Genomic DNA, 11,841 nt, shown 5'->3' with positions numbered 1-11,841 from the left:
GACCCTCGATTACGCCACAAGTGCATCGATTGCGCGCAATGACCAGTATCCATATTACCCAAAACGGCCGGTGATATAGTCTTCCGTCTTGCTTTGCGTTGGCTTTGTGAATATTTGCGTGGTTTCACCATGCTCGACGAGCTCACCCAGATACATAAAGGCCGTGTAATCCGAAATCCGCGCAGCCTGCTGCATATTGTGGGTCACGATCATCAGCGTGTAATCCCGCTTGAGTTCGTTTACCAAGTCCTCGATATATCCCGTGGAAATCGGATCGAGCGCCGACGTTGGTTCATCGAGCAGAATGACATCCGGTTTGGCCGCGATTGTGCGTGCAATACAAAGCCGTTGTTGCTGTCCTCCAGATAACGCCTGACCACTGTAGTTAAGCTTATCCTTGACCTCGTCCCAAAGGGCCGCCTTGCGCAAGGCCCACTCAACGCGCTCTTGCATCGCGTGGGATGACAAACGTTCGTAAAGCTTGATGCCGAATGCGATGTTATCGAACACCGACATGGGAAATGGTGTCGGCTTCTGAAACACCATACCTATACGTGCTCTTATCAAATTGGCATCAACACCTCGCGCATTGATGTTCTGCCCATCGAGGAGGATGCGCCCTTCACTGCGCGGACCGGCGTAAAGATCGTGAATTCGATTGAAACAACGTAGCAACGTGGACTTCCCACAGCCCGAGGGTCCGATAAAAGCCGTCACCCGGTTAGCGGGCACATCGAGCGAAATATCTCTCAGCGCCTGCGTCTTGCCATAGAAGAAATTCAAGTTTTCAACGCGCAACTTGGCCGGGGCCTCGTCGATCGACGAAGGAGATGCTTGTTCATGTTTTGTGAGCGGGTACATGAAACCTTCACTGATTGTCATCGCAATGTCTCTTTGAAAACAGCGTCGAAGCTTAGTGCGACTGGCGCGACACGAAGCGCGCGACGATATTGAGTATCAGGATGCCCAAGGTCAGAATCATCGCTCCGGTCCAGGCCAGATTGACGAGGTCGGGAATGAACGAATTTATCGTCATGTTTTGATATAGCGTCATCGGCAGGTTGGGCATCTCTCCCTGCATATCGAAGAAATTCCACTGGTTGGAATTGAGTGACGTGAACAATAACGGCGCCGTTTCACCGCTGATGCGCGCTCCCCCCAGCAGAATACCGGTGACGATGCCCGCCCGTGCGCCGCTATAACAAACCCGACTCACCACCCACCAACGATGCGCTCCTAATGCCGAGGCCGCTTCGCGCAACTCTGTAGGTACCAGATTGAGCATGTCCTCGGTGGAACGAATTACCACCGGTACGATAATGACCGTTAGCGCCGCGATACCAGCCCAGCCAGAGAAATGCCCCATGGGTAGCACCAGCACCGCGTAGACGAAAAGGCCGATGATGATGGAGGGTGCGGAGAGCAGCACGTCATTGATGAAGCGCACCGCCCGGGCCAACCGCGACTTGCCGCCATATTCCGCCAGCCACGTACCTGCCGCGACACCGACCAGCGTACCGATTGCCGTGGCCGCAGAGGTGAGTATCAAGGAGCCGAGAATGGCATTGCCCAGGCCACCATCGCGCATACGCGTGCGCTCGAAGAAGACATCCAAGGACAGCGCGGACACCCCCTTGACCATCAAGGTGCCCAGAATCAATACCAACCAAGCGAGCCCGAAAAAAGCGGCCAGTAGGCATAGCACCATGGCACAGCGGTTGACGAAACGTCGGCGCCGATACAGCGCGCTCGTATAGTGACGCAAGATATTCTCCCTGTATCAGGCCGCGCGCCGCTCGATACGATTGAGCATGTATCGCGCGGTTGCCAACACGGCAAAAGTAATCAGAAATAGCACCAGCCCTAGCGCCAGCAAAGCAGAACGCTGTGCGCCATCGGCTTCAGGAAATTGATTGGCGATCAAGGCAGCGATCGAGGTGCCCTGCCCCGTGATGGTGGGATGAAAAAACAAGTTGTTGCCGATGACGAAGGTCACGGCCATGGTCTCGCCCAATGCGCGACCGAGGCCTAAAACGACGCCTCCCATCATGCCGTGACGCACGGTAGGGAAAATCACTCCTCGTACGACTTCCCATGTCGTGCACCCCAGTCCGTAGGCCGACTCCCGCGTTATAGGTGGCACCGTGAGCATCACGTCACGGCTGATGGCGGTAATGAAAGGTATGATCATGATCGCCAGTACCAAGCCGGCTGTGGCCAGCCCCGAGCCAGCCGGAAACAAATCCGGAAAGATGTGGTTGAGAAAAGGCGCCAGCATTTCGACGCCCCACATGCCATAGATGATCGATGGAATTCCCGCCAATAGCTCCACGGTAATGCCCAGCGGACGGCGGAGTATCTCCGGGCACTTTTCGGTCAAAAAGATGGCGATGCCAAACGAGACAGGAACCGCGATCGCCACAGCGATCAAAGATGTCACCAAGGTGCCGTAGATCGCTGGCAAGGCACCGAATATCTCCATGTTGGCAGCCCAACGGTCGCCGGTCAGGAAATCGACCGCATGCGCGGACAACGTATCCCAACTCGAGACGCACAAAGAGACAAGTATGGCGCCCAGCAGCAATAACACGGCCAAGGCAAATGCTTGTGTCGAACGCTCGAACGCTCGATCGATCAGCGCATTACGCTTGAGAATGCGTATTTCCTTGTCGCTGGCACCGGGAAACGCAAACCGAGACGAGGCAAGGCGCTTGGTGGAAACGTGCATGATATCTCACCGCGTTGACATAACAGGCACCGGCCGCGGATTGCCCGCGACCGGTTTCGACATGGGAGAGACGGTTCCTGGCTTACGGCCAGATCGACTCACCCTGCGGTCCTTCGATATCACCCCAGCTATCGCGAACCTGATCGGCCACGTTCTCAGGCATGGGCACATAGTCGAGCTCGTTGGCTGCGTCGCCGCCGTTGGCATACGCCCAGTCGAAGAATTCCAGCACGCGCTTGGCTGCGGCCGGATCTTCCACCTGCTTATGCATGAGGATGAAAGACGCGCCGGTAATCGGCCAGCTGTCTGCGCCAACCTGATCGGTCAGCACCAGATAGAACCCGGGCGCGTTGCTCCAATCGGCATTGGCTGCAGCGGCCTTGAAGCTATCGCTGCTGGGCTCGACGTATTCACCGTCATGATTGCGCAAACGGATGTGATCAAGATCGTTCTGCTTGGCATAAGCGAACTCGACATAACCAATCGCCCCTTCGGTCTCGGCGACTTGCTTGGCGACCCCCGCATTGGCCTTGGCGCCTACGCCAGCCGGCCAAGCCACTGACTTCCCTTCACCGATAGTGTCGGCAAATTCATCGTTCACTTGCGATAAGTAGTGCGTGAACAGGAAGTTGGTACCCGAGCCTTCGGCTCGATACACCGGCGTAATCGCCGTATCGGGTAGATCGACATCGGGATTGAGGTCGGCAATCGCCGCATCGTCCCAATGCGTGATTTTCCCGGCATAGATATCCGCCAGGGTCTCGCCATCGAGTTTCAGTGAATTTTTCTCGGTGCCCGGCAGGTTAAGTACCGGCACGACACCGCCCATGATCATCGGCCACTGCATCAGCCCATGCTCGTCGAGCTCATCTTTCTTGAGGGGGGCATCACTGGCACCGAAGGTCACGGTCTTGGCGGTTATCTGCTTGATGCCACCACCGGAACCGATGGCCTGATAATTGAGGCCGATGCCCTTGGCGTCCTGATAATCGTCCGCCCACTGGGAATATACCGGGTACGGGAACGTAGCGCCGGCGCCCGTCATGGTCTCCTGCGCGCTTGCCTGAATGCCGTGAAGTGCCAATATACCAGCAAGCAATGCTGAACAACTCGTCTTTAACATGGTTACGTCCCATTATTCGTCATGTGAAGGAGTGGTAACGACGTTGCGAAGGTTGCTAACACTCTCAGTGCTAAACATTAGCTCGCATATATTTCATATATATGTCATTTCCGTGATAATGACTCTCCCCGGAGAGTCAGATCCATACGCACAAAAAAGGGCGCCGAAGCGCCCTGCAAAGTCATTCGCGTTGTCAGGCATTAGCCATAACGACCGGTAATGTAGTCTTCCGCCTTCTTGGTATGCGGGTTGGAAAACATCTGCTTGGTGGCGTTGTACTCGATCATTTCGCCGAGGTGGAAAAACGCCGTGTAATCCGCCACGCGTGCCGCCTGTTGCATGTTGTGGGTAACAGTGACGATGGTGAAGTCCTGCTTCAGCTTGTCCATCAAGTCTTCGATGGTCGCCGTGGAGATGGGGTCGAGCGCCGAGGTCGGCTCGTCCATCAGGATCACATCCGGTTGTACGGCGATCGCACGCGCGATGCACAAACGCTGCTGTTGACCACCGGATAGCGAGGTCCCCGGCTCATGTAACTTGTCCTTGACCTCGCTCCAAAGTCCCGCGTCGCGCAGCGCGCGCTCCACCAGCTCGTCCTGATCGGCCTTGCGGCTGACCATGTCGTGCATGCGCGGCGCATAGGCGACGTTTTCATAGATCGACTTGGGAAACGGGTTGGGCTTTTGAAACACCATGCCCACACGGCGACGAAGTGCCACCTCATCCATGCCACGGGCATTGACGTCGTGGCCATCCATTTCCACCAGCCCCTTGATACTCACCGTGCTGATCAAGTCGTTCATGCGATTGAGACAACGCAGGAAGGTCGACTTACCGCATCCCGAAGGACCGATCAACGCGGTGACGGTATTGGCGAAGATATCGATACTGATGTCGGTGAGCGCCTGGTGGTTGCCATACCACAGGTTGAGATCGCGCACCCGGACGCTCAGGTTTTCCTCGACGTTTTCGTTACGCGTTACCGGCTGTCCCTTGTCGGGTGTCGGCGCCTCGCTGTATGGGCCGCGCACGGCACCCTCGGATGCCGTGGACGAGTCTTGCTGGGTCTGAAAGTTTTGCAGGGTCGTGTCGTTCATGGCGATGATGTCCTGTCGGAAGTCGCTTACCAGCGGCGTTCGAATTTGTTGCGTAGCCAGACGGCGAGAGCGTTAAGGAAGATCAGCACCGCCAAAAGCACCAGGATGCCGCCCGCCGTTTTCTCGGCAAAGGCACTATTCGGCTCGCTGGCCCAGGTGAAGATCTGCGCCGGCATTACCGTCGAGGCGTCTGTGATCGATACCGAGGCGTCGGGGATGAAGGCCACCATACCCACGATGATCAACGGTGCGGTCTCCCCCATGGCTTGCGCCAGGCCGATGATCGAGCCGGTCAGGATGCCCGGCAGCGACACCGGCAGTACGTGATCGCGTACGACCTGCCAGCGCGAGCAGCCCACCCCGAAGGCAGCGTGACGAATGCTATCCGGCACACTGCGCAAGGCCGCACGTGTCGAGATGATGATCACCGGCAGCGTCATCAGCGCCAGGGTCAACCCGCCCACCAGTGGCGAGGAACGTGGCACCCCGAAGAAACTGATGTAGATTGCCAGCCCCAGTAGACCGAACAGGATGGACGGTACAGCAGCCAGGTTATTGATATTGATCTCGATGAGCTGCGTCAATCTGTTGTCGGGGGCGAACTCCTCGAGATAGACGGCCGTCATTACGCCGATCGGAAAACATACCGCCATGGTGACCAGCATGGTCATTACCGTACCGATGGCCGCCGAGGCGATCCCCGCCAGTTCCGGCATCTTGGAATCGCCGGTGGTGAAGAAGGTGGTATTGAACTTCAGCGCTGCGCGCCCCTCTTCGACCAGTGCCTCGAGCGTTTCCTTGTCAGCGGGACGCAGCCGATCCTCGTTACCCTTGAGGAACTGATCGACCCGACTATCGGCAATCACCCACTGGGTCTGGGTCGTGCCCATCAACGCCGGATTGTCTTCCATTTGCCGTGGCAAGGGCCGGAAAAACCCGCGCGAGATCAGCGGCCGGACGTCCTCATCGACAGCCGCGAGTGGTAACTCCTGGGACTGCTCGTCATAGCTGACCTCGACCTGTATCTGCGCCTGCTGAAACGCGGGCCACCCTCGCACCACCATGTCGGAAATGAACACGACGAGGAATGCCGCCGACAGGATCAAGGCGCCCATGGTCATCCATTTCATGCGCGCCGAACGCCGGTGGCGTTTCTTGAGCTGCGCGGAAATTTCTTCGAACGATTGGCTCATGCTCTCGACCTATCGGATTACAGGTTGTTGACGCGGTACTTCTCGCGGAAGCGGCGGATCATGAATACCGACACCACATTCAGCGTCAGCGTCACGATGAATAGCACCAGTCCCAGGGCAAAGGCCGAGAGTGTCTGGGCGCTTTCGAATTCCTGATCGCCGGTCAGCGCCGCGACTATGCTCACCGTCACGGTGGTCATGTCTTCCAGCGGATTGGCTGTCAGGTTGGGGCGCATACCGGCCGCCATGACGACGATCATGGTTTCCCCCAAGGCGCGGGAGACGGCCAGCAACGAGGCCGAAATAATCCCCGGTGCGGCGGCAGGCACCACCACGTTGCGCACCATTTCCGCCTTGGTGATACCCAGTGCCAAGGCCCCTTCCCGCAGGCTATTGGGGACCGAGTTGATGACATCGTCAGAAAGCGAGGAGATGAACGGAATGATCATGATGCCCATCACCAAGCCCGGTGCCAGAGCATTGGAGTAAGACGCATCGAGCCCGAAAAGCCCGGCGATATCCACCACCAGCGGAGCCACGGTCAAGGCCGCGAAGACGCCGTATACCACGGTGGGGATCCCCGCCAGCACCTCGATTACCGGCTTGGCGGCCTTGCGAATGCGCAGGGGCGCAAACTCCACCATGTAGATGGCGGCCCCCAGACCGAAGGGGATCGCCACCAGCATGGCAATCAAGGTAATCATGAACGTGCCGGCAAACAGCGGGATCGACCCGAACTGCGCGGCACTGCCACCCTCATCGCCACGCCCGGCGGCGTCGAGGAAGCTCGCTCCCGGATTCCAGGTGGTGCCAGTCACGAAGTCCCAGAAGCTATGCATCTGGAAGAAACGCAGGGCCTCGGTGATGATCGACAACAGAATGCCCAGCGTGGTGAGAATCGAGATCATCGCCGCGGCCGCCAGCAGCTTGCGAATGACCCCTTCGATGGCGCGCCGAGCATGGAAGTCGGGGCGCACTTGGTTCAAGCCCATGACCAAGCCGATCACCGCGATGATCAGGCTCGCCGTCAAGAGATAAATCGTGGGGATCTCCGCCCCCATCAGCAACAGGGCAAACGCCCCCAGGGCGCTGACCAGAAGCGCTGGCCCAGCGGTAGCGAGGACCGCGAACCAGGCATATTGATCCGGCTGTGCGTGCATCGTCATGCCCGTGGCACGCACGCGGGCGGCCTTGGCGCGGCTCAGGGTGAAAGCGACTCCCCCTAGCACCAAGAGCACCGCACAGAACAGCAGGAAGACGTTATTCGTCGGCATGTCGGTCTCTCAGGATAACGTTGCTCCCGGTGGGAGCCATCAAGCCTTTAGGGCCCGTCAAGCAAATGGGCCGGCAGCATAAGCCGCCGGCCATCTCATCGGTCCACGTACGGCCTTATTTCAGATCACTGAGTTCAAGGCTCTCGCGATTCTCGACATCGTTACGCTGCTGTTCACGCATATCTTCCGGCAGCGGGATCAGTCCCAGACCCTTGAGGTAGCCCATCGGGCTGATCATCTGCTCGCCCATGAACAAATCGACGTAGGGATACATGGCCGGCACGCTGTCGGCATGCTGATTCTTGACGTAGAAGAACAGCGAACGCGACACAGGGTAGTCACCGGAGCTGATGGCTTCAGGCTCAGGCGATACGCCGTCGATACTCGCAGCCGTCAGGACATCGGCGTTCTCTTCGAGGAAGGAATAGCCGAAGATACCGAATGAGGTGGTGTTTTCCTGGAGACGCTGAACGATGAGGTTATCGTTCTCGCCGGCATCGACATAGGGACCATCTTGACGGATATCGGTATAACCTTCACCGCCGTAAGCCTCCATATCTTCGGAAGCAGCTTCCATCACCAGTTCCTCGAAAGCGTCGCGCGTACCCGAAGTAGTCGGCGGGCCGTACACTTCGATTTCACGATCCGGCAGCGAGGAGTCGATGTCGCTCCACTTGGTGTAGGGGTTATCGACCAGTTCACCGTCCTGGGGCACCTTGGCGGCCAGCGCAAGGAAGAGCTGCTCACGCGTGAAGTTGACCGGCTCATTGGCGTTGGACTCGGCGAATGCGATCCCGTCATAGCCGATTTTCGCTTCGGTGATGTCGGTCACGCCGTTTTCCTGGCAGCGCTCGAATTCGGAGGGCTTCATCCGACGCGAGGCATTGCTGATGTCCGGCGTGTCCAATCCGACCCCATTACAGAACAAACGCAAACCGCCGCCCGAGCCTGTGGATTCGATGACCGGCGTCGGGTACTCGGTGGTCGCGCCGAACTCCTCGACGACGTAGCTGGCAAACGGATAGACGGTGCTGGAACCGACGATGCGTAGCTGCTCGCGTGTGTCGTCCTGCGCTTGAGCGACACCCGCGACGCTCATCACGGCAGCGGCTAACGCGGTAGTCTTGAGGATACGGTTCATGCGGGTAACTCCTGTCGATGAGAGTGTTCAACCTTCGCGACACCTAAGATGCCCAATTAAGATGACAGCTTCATGACAAAAGATGACGAGTATCACCCCAATGCTCTCCGATACATTGCGCCCTTTCTAGCGCTCGGCCACTGCGCCTTCTTCCTGAGCCCCCAACGCCCTTCTGGCCAATACCCGCACGCCGATATTGCCCAGCAACGAGGCACCCAGCATCGTCAACACCGTTGGCCAGGCACTGGCGATTTCGAAGGCCCCCACCAGCATGCCGGCGAACGCCCCGCTGGAAAATTGCAGACACCCCAGCAAGGCCGTCGCCGTCGCGCTCATCTTGGGGAAGTGATCGAGCATGGAGGACATCGCGTTCGGCGCGATCAGCCCCTGCATGCCCACGAACACCACCATCAACGGTGCCACACTGTAGATCGAATCCATCCCCGAGAGGATCAACGCTACCAGGGCTACGCCGGCACACAACTGGATGCCCAAACCGACGACGAGATTCTGCTGCGGGGTGCGCGTTTTCAGCAGGTGGATGTTGAGCCGGTTGGAAGACGCCATGACCAGGATGTTGGCACCGAACACGAACGGGTAGACCGCCACCGATAATCCGTAATGCTCCATGTACAAATAAGGTGAGCCAGTAATGAAGGCGAACATGCCCGCGAATGACATCGACACCGCACAGATATACCCCATCGCCTCGCGATGACGAAGCACGCTAGCATAGTTGCCCAGCACTTGCCGTGGCGACGGCGCATTGGGATCGCGACCATGGGTCTCAGGCAACCGTGTGCCCAGAAAGAACAACAAGAATGCCGCGTACAAGGCCAGGAACAAAAAGATCGACTGCCAGTTGAAAAGCCCCAGCAACACGCTTCCCACCGTGGGTGCCACGAGCGGCGCCAGCATCAGGATCATCGCCATGGTCGACATCACCTTGGCGGCCTCGCGCCCGCTGAAGCAATCGCGCACGATGGCCGCGGAATTGACCACGCATGCCCCGCCACCAAGCGCCTGGATGAACCGCAACCCCCAAAGCGTCTCCAGCGACGAGACCTGCATGATCCCTAGGCTGGCGAGCAAGAACACGACCAGACCGCTCAACAGCACCGGGCGCCGGCCCAAGCGATCCGATAGTGGCCCACATAACAGCTGCCCGATAGCGAACCCGAACAGGAACACGCTCAGCGACAGCTCGGTGTGATGCACGCTGGCATTCACCGCCTCGGCGAGCGTCGGCATGGCGGGTAGATAGGCATCGATGGCGAAAGGCGCCAGGGCGGTGTTGGCCGCCACCAAAAAAGCCAATCGCCGCGCATTGAGTTGAGTCACGAAATCTCCCGAAAAACGTACGTCTAAGCACCGACGCCCTGGAAGCTCGGTACTCGATCATGAAGAAGGCTAAAAGCTAGTGCGCTCATCATAGCCGATAACGGTCGCGCTGGGGGCCAGGCATCGGTTCGTGTGTCCATAAATCGAAACAATCCCGCGCCATCATGACAGCCACATTGTAGTGCTCGGCAGCATCACGAGCCTGCCTCTCTTCGATCTCAAAAAAAGATACAGGAACTGCCCATCATGCGCGTTTCTTTGCCTCGCCGTTTACCGCCGCTGACAATCCGAGCCATCAGCATGCTGGTGCTAGGCGCATTCAGCCTGATGGTGATCGCCGTCGGCTTATTGGGAGGATATGCGTTGCATGTCGGTCAACAAGCCTTCGATACACTCGACCGTCTCAACGCCGAACGCACTACCATACTCGATGATGTTTATGCCGACACATTGCGCGCCCAACTGGCTATGAACCGTGCCGCATCGCTACTCGAACGCCCGTCGTTCGATCCTCCGGGGCCGGTCATCGATGAGGCCGAGGCCTTGATGGCCCGAGCGCAGGACGCCTTCGAGGGACTCGCCCCCACGTCCTCCTCACCGGAACTCGAGGCGCTGGGCCAACGCTTTCACTCGTTGGCCAATACCGGCATGTCCTTGCAATTGATGCAACTTCAAGAAGCCAATGAGCGACTCGCCTCCGGCGATAACACGGCACGCGATCTCAGTGGCTACCGTTCCGGCCAGTCACGCTTGCACGACATGAATGCCACCTTCATGCAGAGCGCCGACGCCTTCATGGCCACCAGCCAACAGCAAAGCGCAACCCTGGTCGACGACTTCGGCGTCATGGCCGACACGCTCCGGTTCTTGATCGGCGCCGCCATTGTCGCCTCGCTGATCGCCATTGCCTTTGTCATGTGGGGCATGACGCGACGCGTGGTAGCGCCGCTCAATGGCCTAATCGAGCATTTCGAGCGCATTGCCGCAGGGCGCCTGGACAACCCTGTCACTACGCGGGGGCAACGCGACGTTCGCCGCCTTTTCGAAGCGCTCGATGGCATGCGCCAGCGCCTCGCCGCCAACGTCGGCGAGGTTCGCACCAGCAGTCAGACGATTCACCGTGATACCCAGCGTATCGCCGAAGATAGCCACGACTTGTCCGCAAGAACCGAGCGACAAGCGGCTGCCCTGGAAGAGACAGCCGCCAGCATGGCACAACTGACCGCCACAGTAGGACGCAATGCCGAACATGCCGAGCGCGCCGTCACCTTGGCTGCCACTGCCTCGCATTCGGCCGAACGCGGCCAAGTAGCCGTATCACAAGTCACCACGACGATGGACAACATTCATACTGACTCGCGTCAGGTCGAGGATATCGTCGCCATGATCGACTCGCTGGCATTCCAGACCAACCTCCTCGCACTCAATGCGTCGGTCGAAGCGGCGCGCGCCGGCCAGCATGGCAGAGGTTTTTCTGTCGTCGCCAACGAAGTCAGACGCCTCGCCAGCCAAAGCGCCGACGCCGCACGCGATATCCGCTCGCTCACCGACAACGCTCGACGCAACGTTGAAGCCGGTCGTCAGCGCGTCAAGGAAACCGGCACCACCATTGGCGAGCTAGTCGCTTCCGTGGAACAGACAGCCCAGCTCATGCGCGAGATTGCCGACGCCAGCCAAGAACAGCATCAAGGCATCGAGCAGATCGACCGGGCGATCGAGCAGTTGGAACAACTCACGCAGGGCAATGCCGCCATGGCCACTCAGGCCACACACGCCGCTACCACGTTGGGGGAAGAAACCACACGCCTGCATGCCTCGGTAAGCGAGTTCGTGCTTGAGGACACTGACGATCAAGCGGGCGACATGTTGTCGGCTCATCAAGAGGACGTCACATCGGCGGCAGAGCACCCTCCAGCACTTGCCGCCACCCCATGACAAGAGGCT

At 58.7% G+C, this 11,841-nt stretch carries 10 protein-coding genes; 1 reads left to right on the top strand and 9 read right to left on the bottom strand.

Annotated features, from left to right (window positions below; translation table 11 throughout):
* Nucleotides 1-54: 54 nt before the first annotated feature.
* The 9 genes from pstB (SR908_RS14745) to SR908_RS14705 all read right to left on the bottom strand — a co-directional run bounded on the left by pstB (SR908_RS14745) (nucleotide 55) and on the right by SR908_RS14705 (nucleotide 9,897).
* On the bottom strand, nucleotides 55-882 hold the full coding sequence (gene pstB / locus SR908_RS14745; protein ID WP_272495912.1) for a phosphate ABC transporter ATP-binding protein PstB: 828 nt from the start codon (nucleotides 880-882) through the stop codon (nucleotides 55-57).
* Nucleotides 883-913: 31 nt separating this feature from the next.
* Complete coding sequence (gene pstA / locus SR908_RS14740) at nucleotides 914-1,765, bottom strand: phosphate ABC transporter permease PstA (RefSeq protein ID WP_040243815.1); 852 nt, start codon at nucleotides 1,763-1,765, stop codon at nucleotides 914-916.
* A 15-nt stretch (nucleotides 1,766-1,780) separates the two neighbouring features.
* Complete coding sequence (gene pstC / locus SR908_RS14735; RefSeq protein ID WP_246921349.1) at nucleotides 1,781-2,728, bottom strand: phosphate ABC transporter permease subunit PstC; 948 nt, start codon at nucleotides 2,726-2,728, stop codon at nucleotides 1,781-1,783.
* 82 nt (nucleotides 2,729-2,810) lie between these two features.
* A complete protein-coding gene (pstS, locus tag SR908_RS14730) occupies nucleotides 2,811-3,851 on the bottom strand; it encodes a phosphate ABC transporter substrate-binding protein PstS (protein WP_246921350.1) in 1,041 nt (346 codons plus the stop codon).
* A 200-nt stretch (nucleotides 3,852-4,051) separates the two neighbouring features.
* Complete coding sequence (gene pstB / locus SR908_RS14725) at nucleotides 4,052-4,948, bottom strand: phosphate ABC transporter ATP-binding protein PstB (RefSeq protein ID WP_246921352.1); 897 nt, start codon at nucleotides 4,946-4,948, stop codon at nucleotides 4,052-4,054.
* Nucleotides 4,949-4,974: 26 nt separating this feature from the next.
* Nucleotides 4,975-6,141, bottom strand: a complete 1,167-nt coding sequence (pstA, locus tag SR908_RS14720) for a phosphate ABC transporter permease PstA (RefSeq protein WP_246921353.1) — start codon at nucleotides 6,139-6,141, stop codon at nucleotides 4,975-4,977.
* 17 nt (nucleotides 6,142-6,158) lie between these two features.
* Entirely contained in the window at nucleotides 6,159-7,415 is a 1,257-nt protein-coding gene (pstC, locus tag SR908_RS14715) for a phosphate ABC transporter permease subunit PstC (RefSeq protein ID WP_246921355.1), read from the bottom strand.
* 115 nt (nucleotides 7,416-7,530) lie between these two features.
* Complete coding sequence (locus SR908_RS14710) at nucleotides 7,531-8,556, bottom strand: PstS family phosphate ABC transporter substrate-binding protein (RefSeq protein ID WP_246921356.1); 1,026 nt, start codon at nucleotides 8,554-8,556, stop codon at nucleotides 7,531-7,533.
* A gap of 126 nt (nucleotides 8,557-8,682) precedes the next feature.
* Nucleotides 8,683-9,897, bottom strand: coding sequence for a Bcr/CflA family multidrug efflux MFS transporter (locus tag SR908_RS14705; protein ID WP_246921358.1), 1,215 nt, complete (start codon nucleotides 9,895-9,897; stop codon nucleotides 8,683-8,685).
* Nucleotides 9,898-10,143: 246 nt separating this feature from the next.
* Between SR908_RS14705 and SR908_RS14700 the strand changes: the two genes are divergently transcribed.
* Complete coding sequence (locus SR908_RS14700) at nucleotides 10,144-11,832, top strand: methyl-accepting chemotaxis protein (RefSeq protein ID WP_246921359.1); 1,689 nt, start codon at nucleotides 10,144-10,146, stop codon at nucleotides 11,830-11,832.
* Nucleotides 11,833-11,841: the final 9 nt, after the last annotated feature.

This window comes from Chromohalobacter canadensis (genome assembly GCF_034479555.1).
GTDB lineage: Bacteria > Pseudomonadota > Gammaproteobacteria > Pseudomonadales > Halomonadaceae > Chromohalobacter > Chromohalobacter canadensis.
This window is presented reverse-complemented; position numbering and strand designations above follow the sequence as displayed.

Coding starts and splice junctions, on each gene's coding strand:
- pstB (WP_272495912.1), bottom strand. CDS start 882: ATGACAATCAGTGAAGGTTTCATGTACCCGCTCACAAAACATGAACAA.
- pstC (WP_246921349.1), bottom strand. CDS start 2,728: ATGCACGTTTCCACCAAGCGCCTTGCCTCGTCTCGGTTTGCGTTTCCC.
- pstS (WP_246921350.1), bottom strand. CDS start 3,851: ATGTTAAAGACGAGTTGTTCAGCATTGCTTGCTGGTATATTGGCACTT.
- pstB (WP_246921352.1), bottom strand. CDS start 4,948: ATGAACGACACGACCCTGCAAAACTTTCAGACCCAGCAAGACTCGTCC.
- pstA (WP_246921353.1), bottom strand. CDS start 6,141: ATGAGCCAATCGTTCGAAGAAATTTCCGCGCAGCTCAAGAAACGCCAC.
- pstC (WP_246921355.1), bottom strand. CDS start 7,415: ATGCCGACGAATAACGTCTTCCTGCTGTTCTGTGCGGTGCTCTTGGTG.
- SR908_RS14710 (WP_246921356.1), bottom strand. CDS start 8,556: ATGAACCGTATCCTCAAGACTACCGCGTTAGCCGCTGCCGTGATGAGC.
- SR908_RS14700 (WP_246921359.1), top strand. CDS start 10,144: ATGCGCGTTTCTTTGCCTCGCCGTTTACCGCCGCTGACAATCCGAGCC.